Here is a 24,645-nt window from a genome sequence, read left to right on the forward strand (position 1 = left end):
AAAATTGTTTAATTAGAACAGTTTATATACACTATTTAATGATACAGTTAAATGGTGCAGTGCCTGTTTTGCCGCCGCTTCCCTGGCAAGGCCTTTCCTCCATACAAAAAGACCCTGGACCGAGGTTTTTCCTTGGTTCAGGGTGTTTCGTTTCTATTTGCCTTAGGCCAGGTCGGTAACTTTGCCGTTGAGCATTTTGCCGCCCACAATGTTTAGGTTTTTGTACTGGGCCTTCAAATCTTTAATGGATTTGTCGATGCCGCTGCCGCCGGAGGTGGCAAACAGGTAGATTTTCTTGCCGGTCAGGTTGGCTGCCTCGATAAAGGTGTTGATGATTTTCGGGGCGGTGTACCACCAGATGGGGAAGCCGATATAGACAGTATCGTATTTGTCCAGGTTGGGTTTCTTGTCGGCCAGTGCAGGACGGGAGCTGGGGTCCTGGGATTCCAGGGTGCTTCTGCTCTTTTTGTCCATCCAGTTCAGGTCGGCACTGGTGTAGGCCACGGCGGGCTTGATTTCATACAGGTCGGCTTTGGCCACTTTGGCCAGTTGCTGAGCCTTATTGCGGGTAACACCGCTGGCAGAAAAATAGGTTACTACAGTACTCATGCTAAAATCTCCTTCCAATGACTAAGAATGTAGGACACAAATTGAGAAATAGATTCAAGGGAAGCCGGCGCTGGCTGGCTCCCCCGCTCCAGGCGGTCTACTGATTCATTTTGCGGCAGTGGCCCACCACTTTGCCGGTGGACAAGTACTGGTAGTTGGGGAACTCAAAGAGTACGGGGCTGATTTTGGCGTAATCAGGCTTGCCGTTTTCGTTCAGCATATCTTCTTCCACGTAGGTGTGGAGGATTTTCAGGATAAAGGTTTCAAAATTGGGGGTGTTGTACACGTCGTCCACCTGACATTCCAGCACCAGGGGGGAAGCGTCAATGACGGGGGCACCGGCCTGGCCCTTGCTCCAGGCAAAGACCTGGGATTTATCCGTATCTTTGCCGCTGACGGTGCCTACGTAGTCAGCTTTTTGCAGCAGGTCCTGGTTTACCAGGTTCAGGGTGCAAAGGCCAGCTGCATGGATACCCTTGTTGGTATAGTGGCTGGTGACGCAGGAAATGGTTACCCGGTCGTGGCCGATGATGCCCACGTGGGCCACTTCCATCCAGTTGGGTTTGCCGTCCACCAGGGCGCCGACAATGGTCACGGGAGTGGGATACAGGGCCAAGAGATTGCCTAAATCTTTTTTCATGGAAAGTTCCTCCTTAATTGGGAAGCAGTTTCAGCAGGCACAGCGCAGCCAAATCCGATACTTTCTGGGGAGAGAGCTGGATGTGGGCGCGTTCCATGGCTTCTTGCTGCTGGGTTGTAGGATACACATAGGGATACAGGCCGTATAAGAACGGAAAGAACAGATACAGGAAGTTCTCCCGGTCCTGAGGAGTCATGGCAGGAAAGAATTTTTCCAGGCTCTTCTCTACCGTGCTCAGGGTATGCTGATAGGATTTTTTGAATTCCACCAGGCATTCCAACCGGCTGTGCTCCTCGATTTCGTACAGATTCATGCACTGGATTTTAAGCAGGGTAATGCGCTTTTCCAGGGATTGGCCTACCAGTGCGGCGTATTCCTGGGCTGTCAAAGCAGGGTGCTTGGCAAAGCTTTGGGTAAGATCTGCGGTCCACAATTCATATTCTTCCTGGAGCAGGGCCAGGAAAATTTCTTCTTTGGAATGGAAATAGTTGTAGATAGAAGGCCGGGAGATGCTGGTCTCCTTGCTGATTTCTCCCAGGGTGATTTCTTGGAAGCTCAGCCGCTGGTATAGTTTCCGGCAGGCTGCTACGATTTCCTGGGGCCGCTGTTCACAGATGCTGCGGGGCATCCTGGCCATGGTACTCGCCTCCTTGAAGTTTATTTGACGTTTTGTCAGTATGAGTATAATACCATATTGACATCTTGTCAATATAAGAATAAGTGAAAACTTTAAACTAGATCAGGTAATGAAGGCTTGCTAAAAAAGTAAGGGAGAAGTTGCTGAATAAGGAAGAATTACCACACTTTTCGTTGAAAAGTGTGGAGGTGTTTTTGGTAATATATGCCCCTGCGGGGAAACCGGTGAAGTGCTTTTGGGAATATCCAGGCTCCCTTCGAATAAATTGTAGTGGTGTTTTGGGGAATATATGCCCCTTCGGGGGAAACCATGGAGATGCTTTTGGAATATCCGGGCCCTCTTCGAATAAATTGTAGTGGTGTCTTGGGGAGGAATATCTGAGCCCTTCGGGGAAACTTGGGAAGGCCTGCTGCCAGGCTTTTCGACAGCGTTCAGCAGGGCCTGGGGGCCAGAGAATTCTTTTCTCCCAACAAAAAACGGCTTGTTCAGCCTGGCTGGGTGAACAAGTCGTTTTTTGGACTTTATAGCCTTTTGTATGAGGGTGTATTTGGGGGAAAGTCACGAGAAGCTGCTGCGGGCAGGGTTCCGGCTGGCTTTCCCCCGGTTTGGCTAATAAAATTTGCGTCTGGGGCAACACAAGAATTGCTTTTAGAAGCTGGGGTGTGTGCCGTCCCAGACAATGCGGCGATAGTTTTCTTTGTCGGTATCCCCTTCTGTGGAGAAGCACAGGATGCGGGAGTCTTTGGTGATGCCCAATTTGTCCCGAAGTTCATTAAGAGACGCGTTATCCAAAAGTTCAAAAACGAAGCCGCTGGTGGCAGCGCCGCTTTCGCCGGAGATGACTTTTTCGTCCCCGGGCAGAGGATTCCCCAGGATACGCATGCCTTTGGCAGCCACGTAGTCGGGCATGGAGATAAAGTGTTCGGCGTGGGCTTCCAGTTCGGCCCAGCCAATGCCGCAGGGTTCTCCGCAGGCCAGGCCAGCCATAATGGTGCTGAGACTGCCGGTCACGTTATGGAGCTTGCCGTCGTGGGCCAAAGCGGTGCGATAGATGCAGTCGGCTTTATTGGGCTCCACGATGGTGATGATGGGTTTCTGGCCCTTGTAGTAGTCGGCAAAGAAGCCGGTCAGGGCGCCGGACATGGCCCCTACCCCTGCTTGCAGGAAGATATGGGTAGGTGCCTGGGGCAGGGCTTCGGCAGCTTCCAAAGCCATGGTCAGGTATCCCTGCATGATCCAGGTGGGAATGGTTTCGTAGCCGGGCCAGGAGGTGTCCTGGACCAGGGGCCAGCCATGTTCTTCCGCCACTTTGGAAGCGTGGCGCACTGTATCGTCGTAATTCATATCGGTAATGGAAGCATCGCTGCCCAAGGCCTGGATATTATGGAGGCGTTCGGGAGCGCTGCCCTTGGGCATAAAGACTAGGCTTTTGACGCCCAGGGCGTGGGCGGTCCAAGCGATACCCCGGCCGTGGTTGCCGTCGGTAGCGGTCACAAAGGTTAAGTCCTTGATTTTGTCATGAATAGCAGGCTGCTGCAGGGTCTCGAAGGTAAGTTCTTCAATATTCAGGCCCAGTTTGTCCGCCAGGTAGCTGGCAATGCAGAAGCTGCCGCCCAGGCCCTTAAAGGCGTTGAGGCCAAAGCGTTTGCTTTCGTCCTTGACATAAAGGGCGGCGATGCCAAAATGCTGGGCTGCGGCCTTGAGCTCCACCAGGGGCGTGGGGGCGTAGCCGGGAATGCTTTGGTGAAAGTGCCGGGAGATTCTGGCCTTGTCAGCTGCGAAGGCGGCGTCATAGGCACCGGTTTCCTTGCCAGTATGGAGCAGGGTTGTTTCTTTGATGGTTTCTTGCATGGGTGGTCCTCCTTATTTAGCCAGGCGTTCCTTGACCAGTTCAGCCCAAAATTCGGCGCCGGTGGTCAGGATATCGTCGTTATAATCGAAGATGTTTTGGTGCAGGGATACATTGCCCGCGGCATTTTTACCGCTGCCCAGAAGCAGGAAGCAGCCGGGAACCTTCTTCAAAAAAGCGGCAAAGTCTTCACTGGCCATCCAGGGGTCGCAATTGCCGTTGACCTTGTCCTCCCCTACAGCAGCTTGAGCAGCCTTTACGGCGGCAGCTACGCAGGCCGGGTCATTGACCACAGGGTAGAATTCGTGGGTATAGAGAAATTCGCAGCCGGCGTGGTTCATGGCGCAGACGCCTTCCACGATTTCCCGCATCCGGCGTTCCACCAGGGCCTGGTCCTCGGGCGTGGTGGTCCGGGCATCACCGCGGACTTCAACGTGGGTGGGAATGGCGTTGTGGGCACCGTCGGTTTCGATTTCCGTGCAGGAAACCACCACGGGCCGCACAGGTGTGGCATTCCGGGACACGATGGTCTGAAGCGCCAGGTAAATTTCTGCAAAGGAGGCCAGGGGGTCATTGCCCTCGTGGGGGCTGGAAGCGTGTCCGCCCTTGCCGGTAATCTTGAAGGTGAAATCATCTTCGCTGGCGGCCATACCCCCTACCCGGGTATGCAGGGTACCGGCAGGCAGGAACGGAGCGTTGTGGAGACCGTAGATTTCTTGGATGGGAAAACGCTCGAACAGCCCGTCGTCAAGCATGGCCTGGGCGCCGTGCCCCGGTTCTTCAGCAGGCTGGAAAATGAAACGGACGGTGCCGTTGAAATTTTTCCGTTCACTGAGGAGCTTGGCGGCTCCCAGGAGAGTGACGGTGTGGCCATCGTGGCCGCAGCCGTGCATTTTGCCAGGATTCTGGGACACGTGGTCGTGCTGGCTGCACTCCTGGATGTTCAGGGCGTCCATATCGGCCCGGATGCCGATGCAGCCGGTGCCGTCCCCTACTTTCAGGGTACCTACCACGCCGGTGCCGCCAATGCCCTCTGCTACGTCAATGCCCATTCCCCGCATTTCCTCGGCCACCAGTTTGGAGGCGGTCTTTTCCTCAAAGGCGGTTTCCGGATGCTGATGGAGGTAATGCCGCCAGGCAATCAGTTGATCACGAAAAGGAAGCTTGTTGTTTGGCATAGAATCAAGTCCTTTCATTCACGTTATAAGACACAATTTTCCTCATTTTTTCTGCGAGGCTCAGCGGTGTTTAGCTAGTTGATCCACTGGGATAACCAGTGTATTCTCCTCCACTCTTCGGCTAAAATGCTTTTTATTCCTGCTATTGCTCGTCAGAACTTCTGGTCAGGTCCATTTGGGAGATGTCCCGGTCTGGCTGCCAGTAGGGTTTCTTGCCCTTGGCCCACTGGGCAGCGTAGTCCTTCAGGATATAAACCACGTACTTGGACAAGCCAATCAGAGCGATGACGTTAAAGAAAACCAGGAAGGCGCTGACAAAGTCCACCAGTTCCCAAACTACAGGCACGGGAGCTACGGCGCCTACGATAATCAGAACGCAGCACAGGAGGCGGTAGGCTTGGATGGCTTTGGGAGATTTGATCAGGTGCATCAGGTTCACTTCACCGTAGTAGATGTCGGCCAAAAGGGTGGTAAAGCCAAACAGGAACATGGCCAAAAACACAATCCAGCGGCCCACGGTGCCCAGATTGCTTTCAAAGGCTACCTGGGTCAGGGCGATACCGGTTTCGCCGGTGCCCAATTGCCCGGACAGGAGAATGCAGAAAGCAGTGCAGCTGCAAATGATGATGGTGGTGATAAAGGTGCCCAGCATGGCGGCAAAGCCCTGGTTCACAGGATGGGGCACCACGGCGGTGGCGTGCATACTGGGAGCGGTGCCGTTGCCGGCGTCATTGGAGAACAGTCCCCGGGCTACGCCATAGCGGAAGGCTTCTTTCATGGTATAGCCGGCCACGCCGCCTGCTGCAGAGTGCAGGCTGAAGGCGGATTTAAATATAGTTTCAAGCATGCCGGGCAGCATGGAAAAGTGGGTCAATACTACGTACAGGGCCATAGCCAAATAGCCCAGGGCCATAAAAGGTACAATCAGGGAAGCCACTTCGGCCAGGCGTTTGATGCCGCCAAAGATAACCAAGGCTACCAGAATCAGGAGGCAGACGCCGGCAAAAAACGGGGATACGTCCACCACGCCGGTAAGGGCTGCGGAGATGGAGTTGCTCTGGATCATGCAGTAGAAAATGCCGATGCCTATCAGGATGCTGATGGAAAACAGCACGGACAGCAGGTGATTGTGCAAACCCTTTTCCATATAATAGGCGGGACCGCCCCGGTAGGTGCCGTCGGGATTCTTTTCCCGGAACAGCTGAGCCAGTACCGCTTCGGTAAAGCTGATGGGCATACCCAGGACGGCGGTCATCCACATCCAGAAAATGGCGCCGGGACCGCCGGAAGCCAGGGCTGTGGCTACGCCTACCAGGGAACCGGTGCCCACCTGGCCGCCTACCGCTGCGCACAGGGCGCTGAAGCCGGTGACGCTGCCAGGTTCTTTGGACCCACTGGTCATGCTTTCCTTCAGATTTCCGAACAATCTAGTAAAATAACGAACTTGTGGAAAGTGAAGCTTCAAGGTGAAAAATACTCCGGTGCAAAGCAGGATGCCGGCCACCAGCCAGCCCCAGAAAATGCTGTTCAAGAAACGAATAAATTCCACAATGCTCTCTCCCCTTGCTTTTAAATAGGTTTAGCTTGGTACAAAGCGATTCTTGACTAATGCCGTATTTCACAAAACTCTTCCGGAAGTTTTCTTACAGCTTGATTATAGCCAATTATCAGAAAAAGATATACCAATCCATTGTGGCAAAATATCATTGTATTGTGCTCAAGCAGATATTATTTCCGCTATTCAATTTTAGAACATTATGTAGTATAATCATTTAAACGTTCGTTAATATAACTTGCAGGAGGTCATCTCTATGGAAGAAGATTGGTTGGTTCAGCAGCAGATTGTGGATGTGGCAGTGGATCACTCCCAACGGGAGCTGACGTCCCACGGCAGTTTTTCGTTTCCTTTTGCAGCCTACTATGACATCCTGCACAAAAAGACCCTGGGCTTTGTGAACTGGCATTGGCACAACGAATTGCATTACTGCCTGGTGGTGGAGGGGCCAGTGACCTTTTCAGTGGATCACAGTGAGTACACTCTGGCAGCGGGCAGCGGCATTCTTATCAACGCCCGTCGTCTGCATATGGCAAGATCCCGCCGCCCGGGAAAAGGGGTTTATCTTTGTTTTGACTTCTCTCCCCGGCTGTTGAGCCTATTTAGGGGTTCGCAGCTGGAGAAAAAATACGTAAAGCCGCTGCTAGAGAATCCGGATTTTACAGCTCTGCCCCTGGAGCCAGAAATACCCTGGCAGAAGGCTATCTTGGACAAACTGCGGGTGCTGTATGCTGCCTACCGGGACCAACGCTCGGGCTATGAGCTGTCAGTGGTAAGCCTGCTGCTCCAGTGCTGGTCGCAGCTGGTAGAAAATACCCAAACTCCGGCAGTGCAAAAAACGTCCGTGCAGCGGCACCAGCTGGTAGTACGGGAAATCCTGGATTATATTGCGAAGCATTATAGCGAAAACTTCACCATGGACGATATTGGGGCAGCAGTAAACTACAGCGGGGCGGAATGCTGCCGGATGTTTAAAAGTGCCCTGAACGAAACCATTTACCAGTATTTGAATGTGTACCGGCTGGAACGAGCAGCAGAACTGCTGCGCCAAGGGAACCACAGCATCAGCCAGGTGGCCTATGAAACCGGGTTCTGCTCGGCCAGCTATTTTATCAAGTGCTTCAAAAGTCTGCTGGGGCAGACGCCTTTGCAGTACCGAAAAAACTGGGAACTGGGCGCCAGCAAGGACGGCTGCCCTCAAGAATTGGAAAAAGCGGTATAGGAAGAACAAAAAGAAGACTTACGGGCTCCTAAAGGGGAGTTCGCAAGTCTTCTTTATTTTATGACCTATTTTCCTGAATTTTATTTTTGCAGAAGTTTCTTCACTTCATCAGTGGTAAGAACCCGGCCGCTGCTGACGACTTTTTCATCCACCACCAGGGCGGGGGTGCTCATTACCCCGTAGCTGGCAATCTTGGCAAAATCGGTCACGTGCTCTACCCCATCTTGGATATGCAGGGCGTTCAGGGCTTCTTGGGTATGGTCTGCCAGTTCATGGCATTTGGCGCAGCCGCTGCCCAGAACCTTGATGCGCCCTGATGCGGGGCTAGCTGCCTTAGTTTCAGTCTTTTTTCTGGAAAATAATCCCATGGTATTGCCTCCTCCAATTTCTTTATTTATAAAATCCAGCCGTGCAGGAAGTTGAAGATGTACCCTACGGCGATGATGCCAGTGGTGCAGATGGCGGTAAAGACGCCCAGGAGCTTGGGCTTTACGGCTTTGCGCAAGAGAATCAGGGACGGCACGGACAAGGTGGTAACGCCCATCATGAAACTCAGGACGGCCCCCAGTCTGGCGCCTTTGGACAGCAGGGCTTCAGCGATGGGTATGGTGCCAAAGATGTCCGCATACATGGGGACGCCCACCAGGGTGGACAGGACCACGCCAAAGGGGTTGTCGCTGCCCAGGACGCCGGCCACCAGGTGGGCAGGAATCCAGTTGTGGATCACTGCACCGATGCCCACGCCCACTAGAATATAGGGAAAGACTTTGCGAAAGGTGCCGCTGACCTGTTCCTGTGCGTACTGGAGACGGTCCCGGGTGGTCAAGGCGGGTGCGTCTGCACCGACGCCCAGTTGGGCCTGACGGATAAAGTCTTCCACCTGGTCCTCCAGGTGCAGCCGTTCTATCAGGCTGCCGCCCAGTACGGCCACCACCAATCCCAGACCCACGTAGATTACGGCTACTTTAGGACCAAAGATGCTCATCAGAAGCACCAGACTGCCCAGATCCACCATGGGAGAGGAAATCAGGAAGGAAAAGGTCACGCCCAGAGGCAAGCCTGCGCTGGTAAAGCCCATGAACAATGGAATGGACGAGCAGGAACAAAAGGGTGTGACGGTACCCAAAAGAGCGGCGGCGCAGTTGGCCCAGACACCGTGGAACCGGGTCATGATGTTCCGGCTGCGTTCAGGGGGAAAGAAGCTCTGAATGTAGGAAATACTGAAAATCAGTACGCACAGCAGAAGGGTGATTTTGGTTACATCAAACAGAAAAAACAATAGGCTGCCGCCCAGTCGACTGTCCACCGGAACGCCGGCCTGCACCAAAAGGAGTTTGTACAGCTCCTGGAGCCAAGCCATGCCCAGGACTTGATTTTGCAGAAAAGCCCACATGGTCTACCCCTCCGTGGGTTCAGTGCCGCAAGTACAGCAGGATAACTGGGCAATGAAGGCCTGGAAATTGCGCAGGGTGGCGCAGTTCAGGGAATAGTGCTGCCACTTCCCTTCTTTCCTGGCCTGGACCAAGCCGCATTCGCACAAGATGCGCATATGGTGGGACAGGGTGGGCTGGGTAATGGAAAAGGCTTCCAGCAGCTTGCAGCCGCATTTTTCGCCGTCGGCCAGCATTTGGACAATTTGGAGCCGGTTGCTGTCGGACAGGGCTTTGCAGATTAGTGCTACGTCTATGGAATTCATAATAGTCTCCTTATACAGATTGATGATTATCTATGTGTAGGATACAGCATAGATTGATGAATGTCAATGTGTAATTAGGGCAGCGTAAGGAGCATATACGGACCCGCGTTGGAATTCGTGACCAATTTTAGGCGGAGTTTTTCGGAAGACTTGGTGCATATAAAAAACGAGGTTGTGAAAAAATAAAACTTCTATCGTCGCCTTTGGCGACACTTCCTGAGCGGTTCGCTGTTAGCCAGTCATTTTCGCCTTGCAGGCTCAATTCCTGGGCAGCTATCGCATGGGCCTTATTGACCAAACAGCCACTTGCAGAATTTGTCGGGCTGTTTGGATGCGGCCGCAAAGCGTTGAAGGAGCTGTCAGTCCGCAGGCCTGACTGAGGAAGTTTGTTAAAATGTAGCCGTAAATGTGGGGTTTAAACCTCATCCGTCGCCTTCCGGCGACACCTTCTCCACGCTTGCAGAAGGCTTTCGAACCGCTACTGGTCAGCTACTAACTAATCTATAGCATTAGTATTGGGGAGAAGTGAAACCGCTTGGACATGACCGACCCCTTCAAAGCGTTGCGCTCACATCCAAGAGCATGTCCGTGGTTCAAAATGCTCTTGGTTCATGTGAGCCATGTGATAGCATTCCAAGAAGCGAGCTCAAGGAGCGAAGCTGATTGGCACAATGCGAACCACTAAGGGGCTGTCAGCACGTAGGGCTGACTGAGGAAGTTTTGAGACATAGATACAGCTATACCGAACAATAAAAATGGCTTACGAACTAGTTTGAATTCGCAAGCCATTTTTTCACAGCCGTTTTTGCTGCTGGTTTTCCAGCGTTTGGGAGGACAGGTTATTTGGTATACTGTTCGATGACGTCCAGGAAGACGTTGGCACCGTTTTCCACGTCCTGGTCCGGCGTATATTCTTTGGGGTTATGACTAATACCATTGATGCTGGGGACGAAAATCATGGCGGTAGGACAGATTCTGGCCATCATTTGGGCGTCTTGGCCAGCGCCGGAGGTCATGCGTTTAACGGTAAGGCCGCGTTTTTTGGCTGCGGCTTCGATGGTATTGCAGATTTCTTTATCGAAGGGCACCGGGTCAAAGCAGGTCATGCGGCGGGTGGTAATTTTCACGCCGTCAGTTTGTTCCAGTTCTTTCAGATAGTTAGCCAGGGTGATTTCATCCTGATCCAGTTTGGCTTTATCGGGGTTGCGCAGGTCAACGGTGAAAACAGCCTTGGAGGGAATGACGTTTACGGCGTTGGGGCTGAAGGCAATGGTGCCTACAGTGCACACACCACCGGATTTCTCTACCAGCTGCCGGGCAAAGACGTTGACTTTGGCGGCTGCCAGGCCTGCATCCTTCCGCAGTTTGGTAGGTGTAGTACCGGCATGGTTGGCAGCACCTTCAATGGTGACCTGCTGCCAATGGATACCCTGAAGGTTTTCTACGGCGCCAATGTTGATGCCTTCTACGTCCAGAATGGGTCCTTGTTCAATGTGGAGTTCCACAAAAGCACAGGGGGTAACGAAACCGGGTTCAACGGTGCCGGCATAGCCAATGCGTTTCAGTTCGTCCCCCAGGATGGTGCCGTCAGTGCCTACGGCAGCCAGGGCTTCTTTGGCGCTCATGCCACCGGCGTACACCAAAGATCCCATCATATCCGGGGTATAGCGGACACCTTCTTCGTTGGTGAAGACGCCTACAATCAGGGGGCGTTTGGTCTTTACATTATTTTCTTTCAGGGTACGGATGGCTTCCAGGCCGGAGAGTACGCCCAGGCAGCCGTCATATTGGCCGGCGTTGATGACGGTATCAATATGGGAGCCTACCATAAAGGGCTGCTCTGTTTTGTTTTCGGGGGTTTCCCAAATGCCAAAGATGTTCCCGATGTGGTCCACCACTACTTTCAGGTCCAGTTCCTTCATCAGGGAAACCACATAGTCCCTGCCTGCTTTGTTGGTATCCGAGGCTGCCAGGCGGGTACGCTTGCCTTCCGCATCGATGCCGATCTTGCCCAGGGTGAAAATTGTGTCTAAAAGCCGTTTGCCATTGATATTCATAGTATTTTCCTCCTTGTACTGCAAGCTTGTTTGTTGCCTTTATTATAGGTTTTCGGCGGGGTTAGAGATACCCGGATTTCAGCGAAAAATATCGCTATTTTGCGTTATGCCCTGTACAGGCAGGCGATGGTTTGTTATACTGAAAGCAAGCAGACAGCGAATTAATGCTGTAAAGTACTGCGCAATGGTTCATAAATTATCAAAATATACAGTCTGCAATGCCTTGGAGGTGATCCCATGCAGATTTATGATATCCCTTTGGATGCCGGGCAGCGGGAGATAACGCGGCCGGGTACTCCGGATTTTCCCCTGGCCATCTACTATTCGGTGCTGAGCCAGAATGTGCTTGGCTACACGCCTCTCCACTGGAACGAGGAACTTCAGTTCTGTCTGGTGGTACGGGGTCAGGTATTGTTTTTTGTCAATGAAGAACGGTTTGTACTGAGCAAGGGGGAAGGCCTTTTCATCAACTCGGGCTATCTGCACATGGCCCGGCCGGTGAAGGACCCGGACAGTTCCTACATTTGCCTGGATATTGCGCCCCAGCTGCTCAGCGGTTTTGCCGGCTCGGTGATGGAGCAGAAATACCTGCTGCCTGCGCTGGCCGACCCCACACTGGTTTACCAGGTGCTGCAGCGGCAGGTGCCCTGGGAACGGGAACTGCTGGACCAGATTGAGCAGGTGTATCAGCTCAGCGAGGAAAAGCCCGAAGCCTATGAGCTGCTGATTTTGTCCCGGCTGTACGTTCTGGTGGCGGGGATTTTGGCACACCGGACGGCACGACAGAATGGGCTGCGCCGCACCCACGCCAATGGGGCCATCCAGAAGATGCTCAGCTACATGGCAGCCCACTACGGGGAAAAGGTGACACTGGCGGAGCTGTCGGATTATGCATCCTATACGGAAAGTGAGTGCTGCCGGATTTTCAAGCGCTTCACCGGAGAATCGATTTTCTCCTACCTGCGCAATTTCCGGCTGGAACAAAGCATTCCCCGACTGCTGAATACGGATGAACCCATCAGCGATATTGCCTATGGCTGCGGTTTCAGTTCCACCAGCTACTATATTGATATATTCAAGAAGCAGTTTGGCATCACGCCCCTGCAATACCGGAAAAATCCTCCGGAGGCGCAGCTGGTAACAGTGTCCGGTCACAAGGAAAATCCGGGCAAAGGACCTGGAACCGGCGAGAAAGCCCCCTCCCCTGCCGCAGCTGCCCCTAAGGAGGAGGTATGATTCTCAATACGGGCAGCCGGACTGATATTCCAGCATTCTACAGCAATTGGTTCTACAACCGGCTGGAAGCAGGCTATGTGCTGGCCCGAAATCCCTACAATCCCAGCCAGATTACCCGGTACGAACTGCGGCCGGAGCTGATTGACTGTATTGTGTTCTGCACCAAGAATCCTCGGCCCATGTTTGAGCGCTGGAAGGAGCTAGAAGCGTACAAGACCTTTTGGCACGTGACGCTGACTCCCTATGGCCGGGAAATAGAGCCTCGGCTGCCGGACAAGAAGCAGATTATGCTGAGCTTCCGGGAATTGTCCAAGCGGGTAGGACCGGACTGCATTGGCTGGCGGTATGATCCGATTTTCCTTTTGGGGCGTTACACCCCAGAGTTCCATCTGAAGGCGTTCAAGTTTATGGCAGAGCGTTTCAAGGGGTATACCCACCAGGTGGTAATCAGTTTTATCGACCTATATGAAAAGACCAAGCGGAACTTTCCCCAGGTCCAGGCAGTGCCTGCGGCCCAGCAGCAAGAGCTGACCCGGGCCCTGGCGGCCATTGCCAAGGATAATGGAATGAAGCTGTACCTGTGTCTGGAGTCCCCTGCCCTGGCTGGAGACAATGTGGACACCACTGGCTGTTTGTCCCAGGCAGTGCTGGAGCGAGCCCTGGGCTGCCGGTTAAATGTACCCAAGGGCAAGCCGGCCCGGGAAGGGTGCAATTGTCTTTTGGGTGCCGATATTGGGGCGTACAACACCTGCCCCCATTGCTGCATCTATTGTTATGCCAATTACGACCGGGAAGGCGTGCTGCGAAATTGGAAGCGGCACGACCCCTACTCTGCCCTGCTGATTGGTCACAAGGAGGAAGGGGACCGGGTGCACCAGGCGGAACAGAAAAGCTGGCTGGATACAGAAATCAGTTTGTTTTAAGCAAAGAAATTGGAAAAGGCAGTCCCCCAGTGGAGAATTTGCACTGGGGGGCTGCCTTTTTGCCAGAAAGCTTTCTGAAAATATCTAAACTGCTGTATTTGTATGCTAATTTGTATTCATAAATAAACTTAAATATGGTAAAATTAAGTATTGTCTGTTTTCAAGTCGGTATCCGTAAAAAAGCGGCAGGAACAGGCATTGATTTATCTATATTTTACGGTAGAGGGGAAATGTTGTTATGCCAATTGGAGTTATTATCAATGCGCTGGCGGTGGTCATCGGGGGCCTTTTGGGCAATGTGGCGGGCCAGCGGCTCAGCGACACGTTCAAGGAAAAGCTGACCACGATTTTTGGTGCCTGTGCCATGACCATGGGCATCGGTTCCATGATGAAGATGCAGAATATGCCGGTGGTAATCCTGGCAGTAATTGCCGGAACCATTATTGGCCTGAATATCCGGCTGGACGGAAAAATTACGGCAGGAGCCCGGCAGCTGGAGAAGATGATTACGAAAATTACGGGACCTCGGACCCAGGACAGCGACAGTGACCTGAGCCGCAGCGATTATGAAAGTATGCTGATTACCATGATTGTACTGTTTTGTGCCAGCGGAACGGGCATCTACGGCAGCATGGTATCCGGGATGACCGGGGACCACAGCATTCTCATTGCCAAATCCATTATGGACCTGCCCACGTCCATGCTGTTTGCCTGTGAACTGGGAATTATCGTCAGCTTTATCGCCATTCCCCAGTGCTTGATTTTTCTTTGCCTGTTCTTTATGGCCAACGCCATTTTCCCCTACTGTACACCTACCATGATTGGGGATTTTACCGCCTGCGGCGGAGTGCTGCTACTGGCAACAGGCTTTAGAATGATCAACGTAAAACAGTTCCCCATTGCGGATATGATTCCGGCAATGGTAGTGGTAATGCCCATTTCGGCCTTTTGGACCAGTGTGGTGCTGCAATACGTGAAATAAAAACGAATTAAAAAACGGAACTGTAAAAAAACGGCTTGCGAGCTCAAAAGAGTTCGCAAGCCGTTTTTGATTGTTATGGCCGTATCCAAGGCTCAAAACTTCCTCAGTCAGTCCTGCGGACTGACAGCCCCTCCACGCTTGGATGGGCCGGTCTTAGGCCTATACTGGTCATGTGCAAAACGGGTTTTGAGATGAAATCACGGTATGTAAAGACTAGCATTACCCTTCTCTGTCACTTTGACCAGTAGAGGCATAGAATGCTTCCTGAGTGGTTCGCCGTACCCCGTTCCCCTTCACCCTGCGGGTTCGGCTCACGGACGGCTATCACATAGGTCGCATAATACCAAATGTCCTCGGGGAACTGCATTGACATTTGGATGCGACCGTAAAGCGTGTAGGAAGTGTCGCCGCAGGCGACGATAGAAGTTTCATTTTTTTCATACCCCCGCAAACAAACTTTCCCAGCACAATCGCCAAGTCACGCTGCACCTGCCAAGTCGCCCAAAGGGTTCGTATATTCTAAAAAAGCACCGCACATTTTCGCAGAAAGTGTAGGACGTCCTCAAATTTCATTAGCACCTACAGTTTCTGCCCCGCCTACAGCAGCTTTTCATTTCTAGAGAAATTCTCCCAGCCCAATTATTCGCTGTCTTTCGCAGAAAGTGTAGGATGCACTTGTGCCTTTCGCAGTACTAACTCCAGTTTGCAGAGTGACTCTTTTGGCGGCTTGGCCGCCCATATATTCTTAAAAACACCTCTACACTTTCGTAGAAAGTGTAGGAAGTCATCAATTCCCATTAACAACTACAGTTTCTGCCTTGCCTACAGCAGCTTTTCATTTCTATGGAAAAGTCTACTCTACAGTTATTCACTGAAGTGTGCTACCCAGGTCTTACAGGAATGCAGGACTTTATTGGGGTCATCGGGGGTGCCGATCATGGGATGGTTTTTGTCCAGAGCTCTCAGGCTTTCCATTTCTTCCGGGGTAAGGGCAAAGTCAAAGAGGGCAAAGTTCTCCCGGATGCGCTCTGCGTGGGTGGATTTGGGGATAACAATGACGTCATTTTGGATCAGGTACCGGAGGGCAATCTGGGCGGGGCTTTTATGGTATTTGGCGGCCAGGGCTGCAACAGCAGGCTCGGTGAACATTTCCTTGGCCCGCTGCTGGCCCAGGGGTGCGTAGGCCATATGGGCTACACCGTACTGGTCTTCCCATTTATGGTGCTCCTGGCGCTGGCAGTACAGGTGGGTTTCAATCTGGTTCACGGCGGGGACTACCTTGTTGTAGGAAATCAGGTCCACCAGTCGGTCAGGGTTAAAATTGGAAACGCCAATGGCCCGGATTACGCCAACCTGATACAGTTTTTCCAGATCCTGCCAGGCTTTGTAGTAGTTGGCAAAGGGCCAGTGCAGCAGCACCAGGTCCAGGTAATCGGTGCCCAATTTCTTCAGGGAAGCAGCTACGGAGTCCACGGTGTGTTCGTAGTCTTTGAAACTGATTTTGGTCACCAGGAAAATCTCCTGCCGATTCACCCCGCTTTTGCGGATGGCCTCTCCCACCTGGTCTTCATTTTCGTAAAGGGTAGCGGTATCGATGAGCCGATAGCCGCACTGGAGAGCAGTTTCTACGGAACGGGCACATTCGTCCCCAGCGGTTTGATAAGTGCCAAAGCCCAACAGAGGCATTTCAACGCCATTATTTAATGTACATGTTTTCATTATAATCACCTGTCTTGACATAACACTGAAACTTTTGTAATATAATTTAATCTATATATACTTTATTTTCATACCCGCCCATTCATGCGCTTGGCCAAGGGGACCAAGCTGGGAGATACGGTGGTCCGGAGGTACTTGACATCTAAGCCGTGGGGAGCCAGCCGGTACCGATCCAAGCCATCGGCATCTTTGAAAATTTGGTACAGCAGCACGGCATTTTTCAGGCCGCTTTTTTTCGCCTGGGCAATGCCTTCTGCATCGGGATGGTCATGATAGGCCATTACGAGAGCTGTCCTAGGGTCGTAGTCCAGGTGATGTTCCTGGCAGAATTCTTTATAATGAACTGCTGCCCGTCCACCGTGGCCTACGTCGTAGGAATCATCGTGACGCCGGGTATCATGAAAAATAGCAGCATGGCACAGGGCTTCCCGGTCCTTTTTATCCAGGCCCAGTTTGTGGGCCATAAGCAGGGCAAAGAGAAGCACCCTTTCGGCATGCTCTTTGGTATGTATAACGCTGGTGGTCAGGGCAAAGTCTACATGATCCCACATATATTTTTCCCAAACCGTAAATTCTGGCTCAATGGCGGGCCAGTCTTTCAGATTTCTTACCCATTTTCTATCCATGCAAAATCCACCTTCATTCAAATTCTATTGAATCAACGGTCTTTCCGGTAAAATTTTACCATAGCCGCTGCGTGCTATGCACTTTTTTATTGTACCGCAGGGAATATTCTAGTGCAAGCTTAGGGGGCAGTACCACTAGATATTCTGTATTTCACCATTTTATGTTAACTTAGCACTAACATTTAGGTGTGTCTAATCTTTTAGCACCTTTCAAGTTTTGCATACAAATTAATATATGTTTAATGACTGAATCCCCTTCTCCGGGCTTGTATCAGCGATTTTACTATGCCAAACTTGTTATTATCTCAGATAAAATTTACACAAAAGGTTAAATTGGTGCTAAGATACACATAAGGAATTGGAATCAATACAAGTTCTAAGAAAGAAGGGTTCTTACCATGAAATACTCTACTCGTCTAAGTGATGCAATCCACATTTTAGCCTTTATCGTAATCCACAGAGAACAATTACCTGGCAACATGGGTATGCGCCTTGCCAGCAGCGACATTGCGGCAAGCATTCACACTAACCCATCCTTCGTACGGCAATTGATGATGAAATTGAAACACGGCGGCCTGCTGCTGGGTGAACAAGGGGTTGCCAACCCCAGATTGACCCGTGCTCCCCAAGACATTACCCTGCATGACATTTACAAAGCAGTGGAAGGCGAAAAGCCCCTGCTCCACCTGAACAAGGACATCAATGCAGAATGCCAAGTGGGTACCAAGATTCAGATGGCTCTCCAAGATGCTTACGATGAAGTGCAAAACGCAGCTGAAGCCAAGATGAAAAACATTTCCTTGCAGGATATTTTGGACAGCTACAGTATGTATGCTACCAATTCTGAATCCAAGGAAATGATTTCCTGAGACTGACCCCACCGTAACCAAATAAACTGTACCAATCAGGGAGAAGTTCTTCCCCACCTGCAATTATAGGGCGAAACAGAGCTGGGACAAAATGTCACCCAGCGCGCCATCCAGACCGATAGACTTATCGGCCAAGGCAGGGGGCAGGAAGATTTCTCCCTGATTTATTGCTATGTAAACGGCTTTGTCCTCGTTTTGGGCCAGCTGCATCAGGGGACCTTTCAGCAGCTGATCCTGCCAGCCGATACCCAGCTCTAAGATGACCAGCCGGGTGCCGCTGAAATTGTGGATAAAGCGGCTGAGGCCCAGGGACCCGCTGGTGTTGGGAATAAAGTATTCGTCCCTATTCATATGTACCTGCATAGGAGCGCCGCACCGGGGACACCGAGGCAGCAGTTCCTGGGGCAGGGTACCATCCGGAGAACTGGCGGCCAGCAGCTTGTCCACCAGGGGCGGCGTGGGGTATAATTCCTCATGACAGGCCCGGGAGCACTGCATGGTCAGCCAGTTCCCTTCTATTTCGTCAAGATTCTTGGGGAAAAAGCCGGCTTTTTCCATGTGTCCGTCCCCATTGGTGGTCATAATAAAGTGGTCTTGGTAGCCCACCAGGTCTTTCAGATCCTTCATCAGGGTACTGGGGCTGTACTGGTTGTAGTACAGGTCAATCAAACGGCACCAGAACTGCCACTTGGCCTGCTCATTGGGCCAGGGATAGTTCATACCCTGGGAAAGGTTCCCAATGCCATACTTCTTCTGGAAATCGCCAAAATGGTGCTGAAATTCTTTGTCCGCAGCGTACAGGTGCAGACCTTCTGCTTCGGCAAAGCCGCTGGAGATGCCCACCAATACGCCGTCGGCGTTTTTGATGGCCTGGGCGGCCCTTTGCAGTTTATCCATAGGTTCACCCTCTTTCCAAATTGGGAAAAACATAAAAAAATTTTAACCTGTTACTTCTATTTGGACCTTTCAAAGGTTCGTAATCTGTATGGTCTATTTTATCATCTAAAGAGAGGGAAGGATACCATGTCCCGGGTTTTGGACGAAGCTTTGATCTATGAAATCCTGTCGGTGGTGTCAGAAATTCCGGAGGGACGGGTGGCTACCTATGGACAGATAGCGGCCCTGATTGGCCGGGAGAAAAATGCCCGGCTGGTAGGCAAAGTGCTATCCCGGGCAGAGTACTACGGCCATTATCCCTGCCACCGGGTGGTCAATGCAGCAGGACGCACGGCTCCCCATTTTACCGAGCAGCGCTCGCGGCTGGAAGCAGAAGGCGTGGAGTTCAAAAGCAACGGCTGCGTGGATATGAAGCGTTTTCGTTGGGACGAATAGGAATTTACATAACTCTGTGAAACAACGCTCTAAACGCAAATTTGGGGCTGTGGAAAGGTGTTTTTGTGTACCGCTCAGAGTTCCATGGGTTTTTATGTTTGTTATGCGCTGAATGGATAGCAAAATTGGCAGCTGAGAAATGTACTCTCCCCTGCTCTATCTGGAAGTACACAGGAAGAAAGTGAAATAAGGAGCTGTCAGCCTATAGTGCTGACTGAGGAAGTTCCGAGGTTCGAATATTACTACACAAACAACGTTAAGAACGGCTTGCGAACTCAAACAAGTTCGCAAGTCGTTTTTCACACTCCCTTGTTTTATTATCGTCAGCTTGAGAGTCTTGACTGTGGTGCCAAAAGCTTCTCAGAAGGCGTAAGGGGAACAGAAGAATGCAAAATTTGTTGTAAAGTTATGTATACATTTTTCGTATACGGATTAACAAATGGTGTGTTTTTAGGGCTCTCGAAGTGAAAAAGCAAAGGATTTAATATGTGTCAAATATGTGAATTAACTGGTTTTGAGAAAAACTTAGGCAGGTCATTGCAAATCGATATGTAGATGAAAATGGACAAATTGGGGAACAAACCAGCAATTTAAGTTATCGAATTTTTGTAATTACAAGATTATTTACTGGAAATTTTGTAAATTAATATAAAACTTCTATAGAATGGATATTTTATACGTTGTATATGGCTGAAGGTTAATTTTTGCTTTTTGTCGTGAATTTAACAAGCATTTGTTAAATTCACATTTAGGTATAGTACGTGAATGGAAGCGGTCAAAATAGTTTACCGTATAATGCCGGACCAAGCTGCAAACGCTGGCCGGGTGCCAGGCTTCGCCCCTGCTGCGTTCTTTGGCCCCACAGGCAGAGATGCAGCAGCCGCTTTTTTGCATAAATTTAACGGGAAGTGCACCAGGCACTTCCCGTTTCGCTTTTTATATACTGGCTCCTACTCTCTTTGGAGTCTGTAGTATTTTTTCTTGCCTTTGCGCAGGAGGACGCTGTCTTTGCCGGCAAAGAGCTCAGGGGTAACCTGGGTTTCTACGTCGGTAATTTTCACGTCGTCAATGCTCAGACCGTTTTGCTGCATCAGCCGGCGGCCTTCACTCTTGGTGGCGATGACTTTGCGTTCTGCCAAAAGGTCCAGGAGTTTGGTGCCCAGGAGGTCATCGGTAACGGTGATGGTGGGTACGTTGTCCATATTGCCGCCGTTGCTGAACAGGGCTTCTGCAGCACTCTTGGCTTTCTTGGCTTCTTCTTCACCGTGGACCAGTTTGGTCACTTCGTAGGCCAGGACCACTTTGGCTTCGTTAATGGCGGAGCCTTCCAGGTGGCTCAGGCGGCGTACTTCGTCCATGGGCAGGAAGGTAAGCAGGCTCAGGCACTTCTCTACATCGGCGTCGTCGATGTTTCTCCAGTATTGGTAGAAATCGTAGGGGGAGAATTTCTCCGGATCCAACCATACGGCGCCGCCTACGGTCTTACCCATTTTCTGGCCCTGGCTGTTGGTCAGCAGGGTGTTGGTCATGCAGTAGGCCGGCTGACGGTCCTTCCGGCGGATCAGTTCCACGCCGGCAATCATGTTGGACCATTGGTCGTCGCCGCCCAGTTCCATGACACAGTTATATTTCTTGTGCAGGGTATAGAAGTCATAGGCCTGCATAATCATGTAGTTCATTTCAAAGAAGGACAGTCCGGTGTCGCTGGCCAGTCTGTTCTTGTAGCAGTCAGCTGCCAGCATACGGTTTACGGAGAAATGGACGCCCACGGAACGCAGCATATCCACGTAGTTTAACTTCAGCAGCCAGTCGGCATTATTGGCCACAATGGCTTTACCGTCGGACAGGTCAATAAACCGGACAATTTGCTTTTTGAAACATTCAATGTTGTGCTGAATGAATTCGGGGGTCAGCATCTTACGCATTTCGTTCTTGCCGCTGGGGTCCCCTACCATTCCGGTACCGCCGCCCAACAGGACGATGGGACGATGGCCAGCCCGCTGCATATGTGCCATTACCATCAAGGCAATAAAATGACCTACGTGCAGGCTATCTGCGGTGGGGTCAAGACCAATATAGAATGTGATTTTTTCCTTTTCCAGCAGTTCCCGGATTTCATCTTCATGGGACATCTGTTTCAGATATCCCCGTTCCTTCAATACGTCTAAAACGCTCACCAAACTTCCTCCTTATTGTTTCGCGCCAATTGCGCTTGGTAATTATTTTCCCTGAGGAGGGATTTCAGAGGTGCAGTGCGGGCAGCGGGTTGCTGCGGGATCCACTGGCATCTTGCAGAAAGGACACAGGGTTTCGGGTGCCTTGGGTGTTTCTTTCTTGAATTTGTTCAGTACAGAGATCAGGCAGAAAATAACGAAAGCCATAATGACAAAGTCGATGACGTTGGTCAGGAATTTGCCATAGGCGATAACCGGCAGTTTGGCTGCAGTTGCTTCGGCCAAGGTGTCCACTTTCTTGCTGGACAGATTAATAAAAAGATTGCTGAAATCCACCCCGCCAATCAACATACCCAAAGGAGGCATAATGATATCAGAAACGGCAGAAGCCACAATCTTACCGAAAGCGCCGCCGATGATAACGCCGACTGCCATGTCAACTACGTTGCCTCTTAATGCAAATGCTTTAAACTCTTTTAAAAATTCTCCCATTGTATCCCTTCTTTCTCAATTTTCCATGGCAATTCACGGAGTTATAACAAATTAATATCTGTTATTTACCTGTTATTATACTATACATTTTTTCCGTTCTCAAGCCTGGAAAACCAAAAAGTGTAAAAGGGCTATGTATAAATTCCTCAGGTTAGTAAAAGGCCTCCCCGCCGGACAAATCCGGCTGGGGAGGTCAGGTTTGCCTATGGTTATTTCTTAGGCGGCAGGATTTCCAGCCAGTAATTGTCCGGGTCCGTAATAAAATAAATTCCCATAGCCGGGTTTTCGAAGCAGATGCACCCCATTTTCTCATGCTTGGCATGGGCAGCGGCAAAATCATCGGTTTCAAAAGCCAGGTGGAATTCGTTATCTCCCAGATTATAGGGCTCTTTCCGGTCTTTGAGCCAGGTGAGTTCCAGCAGGTGGCTGGTAGTATGGTCACCCAGATAAACGATGGTGAAATCCGGGGCTTCAATCCGCCGGGCTTCTTCCAGGCCCAGGGCTTCCTTATAGAAGGCCAGGCTCTTTTGCAAATCCAGCACATTCAGATTGTTATGCACAAATTTAAAGTTCATGTTACACCTCATTTTCCGTATTCATCGCTGCCTTTTTAGCGGCCAGGCTTTGTTTCCGCTTGGAAGCCAGGGAGAAGCAGGAGCCCAACAGAATCAGACCGATGCCCACCTGCATATTCAGGGTGATGGGTTCACCGATGAACAGCCAGGCCATAAAAGAGGTCAGAATGGGTTTAATGTAGAAGGCCAGGGAGGCCGTAGCCGGGTTGGTATATTCCATGGCCAGGAAATAGCTGGCGTAGCCTACACCGGTTACCATCACGGCAATATAGGCCAGGGGCGGAATATGGGCCCAGGTCAGGCCTGCAATAATGGGAATGTGGGTAAAGACCTTCAGGCCGGTATCCAGCAGCAAATCCCGCACTGCGGGCAATTCCGTCAGGTAAATCAGCACAAACATTTCCAGGCTGCCGCACAGGAAACTGAAGCTGGTCATGGCAATGCCGCCAAACCGCTGGCTCTTTTTCCGGCCGGCAATACCATACAAAGCAAAAAATACGGCAGAAAGCAGAATCAGGATAATGCTCAGTTCGTTGCCTGCCAGGTTGGTAGGATCAGCAATGCAGACAATCCCGGCAAAACTGGCAATCAGGGACAACACGGTAAGCTTGTCAATGGGCTCTCCCAGCAGAAAGTAGGCAAACAGCACCACAAATACCGGGTTGCAGCTGAAAATAACGCCGGCAACGGAAGCTTTGCCATAGACCACGGCCAATTGGTAGAGGATCATGCTGACCACAACACCCAAGAAGCCGGTAAAGCAGAAAAAGCCCATATCCTGCTTATTCAGGGTCACATTGCGTTTTTTCAGGGCCTTCAGGGCCATGGGCAAAAGCACCAAGCCGCCAATCAGGAAGCGTAAGAAGGTGATCTGCACAGGATGGAATACTCCGGCATAGAATTTCAGAACCGTTTCCATGGTTCCAAACAATACGGCCGTTACCAATACGAAAAAATATCCCTTATTCACTTGTTAGATTCCCCTCTATTTGTATTGGCTGGGATTATTCTTCTCCAAGAATGCGGACTTCGGGCTCCAGCCATACGCCGCTGACCGCAAACACTTTCTCCCGGATCTGGGCCATCAGCTCCAAAATTTCGGAAGCGGTAGCGTGACCACAGTTGATCACAAATCCAGTATGTTTTTCAGACACTTGTGCGTCCCCTACCCGGTAGCCCCGGAGACCGGCCTGATCAATCAGGGCGGCGGCAAAGTGGCCCGGAGGACGCTTGAAGGTGCTTCCCGCACTGGGGAAGTTCAGAGGCTGCTTGGTCAGGCGCTTCTGGGTAAAAGTATCCATGGCGGCGCAGATTTCCGGGGTATTGCCCGGCTTCAGCGCCAATTCGGCTTCCAACAGCATATCGCCGCTGTCCTGGAGGGCCGTATGACGATAGCTGAAGGCCAATTCTTCGTGGGACAGGGTCTTCAGATTACCAGCCGCATCAATAACGGTGGCAGAAGTCACCAGCTCCCCGATTTCTCCGCCGTAGGCACCTGCGTTCATCACCACAGCACCGCCCAGAGAGCCGGGAATGCCAATGGCAAATTCCAAACCGCTGAGACCATATTCTGCAGCTCGGGCAGCCAGGGTGCTTAAAGAAACCCCTGCCTGGCAGCGGATGGTGTTGGAAGAATCCACCCGGGACAGTTCCCGAAGGCTATTGCCCAATTTAATGACCACGCCGCGAATGCCTTTATCCCGCACCAGCAGGTTGGACCCGTTGCCCATCACTACCAGGGGCAGGGCTTCGGCCTGGATGGCCTTCAGCAGCTCCGGCAGGCCATCAATGGTATCGGGGGTAATGAGTACGTCCGCCGGTCCGCCCACCCGAAAGGAGGTGTGCCGGGCCATAGGAGCATTCAATTGATACTTCCCCGGAAAATTTCTTTCCAAGTAGGAAAGGAAAGGCTGCATTCCCATTATTCAACAGCTTCCTTAATGGTGTCGCCCAGAGTTTTGGACAAATCGCCAATCATCATTTGAAAACGGATGTAGTTTTGGATGTATTCGCTGGCTACAGGATTGAGCTGCAACACGCCGTACAGCTTCTGCATCTTTTCGATTTGTTCTTTTGGGGGTTCTTTGCCTTGGTATTGGAGCAGTTCAATTTCAGATTTTTGTTTCAGAAAGTCTTTTACCAAGGGTTCGGCACTGCTGTCACCCTTCAGTTTGGCTTTCACGTCCTGCATCATTTTGTACTCGTGGGATTCTTTGATGGCTTTGCAAAGGTTATTCATTTCATCATATACGTTCATAGGGTCTTCCTCCTAAT

Annotated in this window: 25 protein-coding genes; 6 read left to right on the top strand and 19 right to left on the bottom strand. The window is 51.2% G+C overall.

Annotated elements, in window-relative coordinates; genetic code table 11:
• Window positions 1–162 precede the first annotated feature (162 nt).
• The 6 genes from DW089_RS01220 to DW089_RS01245 form a co-directional block, all read right to left on the bottom strand.
• Window positions 163–609, bottom strand: a complete 447-nt coding sequence (locus DW089_RS01220; protein ID WP_105325550.1) for a flavodoxin — start codon at window positions 607–609, stop codon at window positions 163–165.
• A 97-nt stretch (window positions 610–706) separates the two neighbouring features.
• Window positions 707–1,249 (bottom strand): flavin reductase family protein, encoded by a 543-nt coding sequence (locus tag DW089_RS01225; protein WP_105325551.1) that lies wholly within the window; start codon window positions 1,247–1,249, stop codon window positions 707–709.
• 13 nt (window positions 1,250–1,262) lie between these two features.
• Entirely contained in the window at window positions 1,263–1,886 is a 624-nt protein-coding gene (locus DW089_RS01230) for a TetR family transcriptional regulator (RefSeq protein WP_105325552.1), read from the bottom strand.
• A gap of 648 nt (window positions 1,887–2,534) precedes the next feature.
• Entirely contained in the window at window positions 2,535–3,737 is a 1,203-nt protein-coding gene (gene dpaL, locus DW089_RS01235; RefSeq protein WP_105325553.1) for a diaminopropionate ammonia-lyase, read from the bottom strand.
• 12 nt (window positions 3,738–3,749) lie between these two features.
• Complete coding sequence (locus DW089_RS01240; RefSeq protein ID WP_118286707.1) at window positions 3,750–4,913, bottom strand: amidohydrolase; 1,164 nt, start codon at window positions 4,911–4,913, stop codon at window positions 3,750–3,752.
• 142 nt (window positions 4,914–5,055) lie between these two features.
• Window positions 5,056–6,462 carry a sodium:alanine symporter family protein gene (locus DW089_RS01245; RefSeq protein ID WP_105325554.1) on the bottom strand — a complete coding sequence of 469 codons (1,407 nt, stop codon included), beginning with the start codon at window positions 6,460–6,462 and terminating at the stop codon, window positions 5,056–5,058.
• Between the two features lie 262 nt (window positions 6,463–6,724).
• Here DW089_RS01245 and DW089_RS01250 point away from each other — a divergent pair, with 262 nt between their 5' ends.
• Window positions 6,725–7,690, top strand: a complete 966-nt coding sequence (locus DW089_RS01250; RefSeq protein ID WP_118286661.1) for an AraC family transcriptional regulator — start codon at window positions 6,725–6,727, stop codon at window positions 7,688–7,690.
• Window positions 7,691–7,770: 80 nt separating this feature from the next.
• Here the strand turns inward: DW089_RS01250 and DW089_RS01255 are convergent, their stop codons facing one another.
• From DW089_RS01255 to DW089_RS01270, 4 genes are all read right to left on the bottom strand, one after another.
• Window positions 7,771–8,058 carry a thioredoxin family protein gene (locus tag DW089_RS01255; RefSeq protein WP_105325556.1) on the bottom strand — a complete coding sequence of 96 codons (288 nt, stop codon included), beginning with the start codon at window positions 8,056–8,058 and terminating at the stop codon, window positions 7,771–7,773.
• Between the two features lie 26 nt (window positions 8,059–8,084).
• Window positions 8,085–9,083 (bottom strand): permease, encoded by a 999-nt coding sequence (locus DW089_RS01260; RefSeq protein WP_105325557.1) that lies wholly within the window; start codon window positions 9,081–9,083, stop codon window positions 8,085–8,087.
• Window positions 9,084–9,086: 3 nt separating this feature from the next.
• A complete protein-coding gene (locus DW089_RS01265) occupies window positions 9,087–9,386 on the bottom strand; it encodes a helix-turn-helix transcriptional regulator (protein ID WP_105325558.1) in 300 nt (99 codons plus the stop codon).
• 839 nt (window positions 9,387–10,225) lie between these two features.
• Entirely contained in the window at window positions 10,226–11,443 is a 1,218-nt protein-coding gene (locus DW089_RS01270; RefSeq protein ID WP_105325560.1) for a Zn-dependent hydrolase, read from the bottom strand.
• Between the two features lie 237 nt (window positions 11,444–11,680).
• On the opposite strand from DW089_RS01270, the gene DW089_RS01275 reads away from it, so the two are divergent.
• The 3 genes from DW089_RS01275 (at window position 11,681) to DW089_RS01285 (ending at window position 14,584) form a co-directional block, all read left to right on the top strand.
• On the top strand, window positions 11,681–12,679 hold the full coding sequence (locus DW089_RS01275) for an AraC family transcriptional regulator (protein WP_105325561.1): 999 nt from the start codon (window positions 11,681–11,683) through the stop codon (window positions 12,677–12,679).
• Window positions 12,676–13,602, top strand: a complete 927-nt coding sequence (locus tag DW089_RS01280; protein ID WP_105325562.1) for a DUF1848 domain-containing protein — start codon at window positions 12,676–12,678, stop codon at window positions 13,600–13,602. The genes DW089_RS01275 and DW089_RS01280 overlap by 4 nt, the downstream gene beginning before the upstream one ends.
• A gap of 238 nt (window positions 13,603–13,840) precedes the next feature.
• Window positions 13,841–14,584, top strand: coding sequence for a DUF554 domain-containing protein (locus tag DW089_RS01285; protein ID WP_105325563.1), 744 nt, complete (start codon window positions 13,841–13,843; stop codon window positions 14,582–14,584).
• Between the two features lie 864 nt (window positions 14,585–15,448).
• Here DW089_RS01285 and DW089_RS01290 read toward each other — a convergent pair.
• Window positions 15,449–16,303 carry an aldo/keto reductase gene (locus DW089_RS01290; RefSeq protein ID WP_105325564.1) on the bottom strand — a complete coding sequence of 285 codons (855 nt, stop codon included), beginning with the start codon at window positions 16,301–16,303 and terminating at the stop codon, window positions 15,449–15,451.
• 68 nt (window positions 16,304–16,371) lie between these two features.
• A complete protein-coding gene (locus tag DW089_RS01295; protein ID WP_105325565.1) occupies window positions 16,372–16,929 on the bottom strand; it encodes an HD domain-containing protein in 558 nt (185 codons plus the stop codon).
• A 398-nt stretch (window positions 16,930–17,327) separates the two neighbouring features.
• Between DW089_RS01295 and DW089_RS01300 the strand changes: the two genes are divergently transcribed.
• The gene (locus tag DW089_RS01300) at window positions 17,328–17,798 is read left to right on the top strand and encodes an Rrf2 family transcriptional regulator (protein ID WP_105325566.1); all 471 of its coding nucleotides are present in this window, start codon (window positions 17,328–17,330) and stop codon (window positions 17,796–17,798) included.
• Between the two features lie 63 nt (window positions 17,799–17,861).
• Here DW089_RS01300 and DW089_RS01305 read toward each other — a convergent pair whose 3' ends face one another.
• Entirely contained in the window at window positions 17,862–18,695 is an 834-nt protein-coding gene (locus DW089_RS01305; protein WP_118286662.1) for an NAD-dependent protein deacetylase, SIR2 family, read from the bottom strand.
• A gap of 126 nt (window positions 18,696–18,821) precedes the next feature.
• Here DW089_RS01305 and DW089_RS01310 point away from each other — a divergent pair, with 126 nt between their 5' ends.
• Window positions 18,822–19,130, top strand: a complete 309-nt coding sequence (locus DW089_RS01310; protein ID WP_105325568.1) for an MGMT family protein — start codon at window positions 18,822–18,824, stop codon at window positions 19,128–19,130.
• A 950-nt stretch (window positions 19,131–20,080) separates the two neighbouring features.
• Here DW089_RS01310 and tyrS read toward each other — a convergent pair.
• The 6 genes from tyrS to DW089_RS01340 all read right to left on the bottom strand — a co-directional run bounded on the left by tyrS (window position 20,081) and on the right by DW089_RS01340 (window position 24,628).
• Window positions 20,081–21,310, bottom strand: coding sequence for a tyrosine--tRNA ligase (gene tyrS, locus DW089_RS01315; protein ID WP_155000171.1), 1,230 nt, complete (start codon window positions 21,308–21,310; stop codon window positions 20,081–20,083).
• 39 nt (window positions 21,311–21,349) lie between these two features.
• Window positions 21,350–21,796 carry a large-conductance mechanosensitive channel protein MscL gene (gene mscL, locus DW089_RS01320; protein WP_105325570.1) on the bottom strand — a complete coding sequence of 149 codons (447 nt, stop codon included), beginning with the start codon at window positions 21,794–21,796 and terminating at the stop codon, window positions 21,350–21,352.
• Window positions 21,797–22,005: 209 nt separating this feature from the next.
• Window positions 22,006–22,371, bottom strand: a complete 366-nt coding sequence (locus DW089_RS01325; protein WP_105325571.1) for a VOC family protein — start codon at window positions 22,369–22,371, stop codon at window positions 22,006–22,008.
• A 1-nt stretch (window position 22,372) separates the two neighbouring features.
• On the bottom strand, window positions 22,373–23,341 hold the full coding sequence (locus DW089_RS01330; RefSeq protein WP_105325572.1) for a DMT family transporter: 969 nt from the start codon (window positions 23,339–23,341) through the stop codon (window positions 22,373–22,375).
• A 34-nt stretch (window positions 23,342–23,375) separates the two neighbouring features.
• Entirely contained in the window at window positions 23,376–24,293 is a 918-nt protein-coding gene (gene murB, locus DW089_RS01335) for a UDP-N-acetylmuramate dehydrogenase (protein ID WP_199614427.1), read from the bottom strand.
• The gene (locus DW089_RS01340) at window positions 24,293–24,628 is read right to left on the bottom strand and encodes a YlbF family regulator (RefSeq protein WP_105325574.1); all 336 of its coding nucleotides are present in this window, start codon (window positions 24,626–24,628) and stop codon (window positions 24,293–24,295) included. Before DW089_RS01340 ends, murB begins: the two co-directional genes overlap by 1 nt.
• Between the last annotated feature and the right edge of the window lie 17 nt (window positions 24,629–24,645).

Origin of the sequence: Acidaminococcus sp. AM05-11 (assembly GCF_003472805.1) — a bacterium.
Taxonomy (GTDB): Bacteria; Bacillota; Negativicutes; order Acidaminococcales; family Acidaminococcaceae; genus Acidaminococcus; species Acidaminococcus hominis.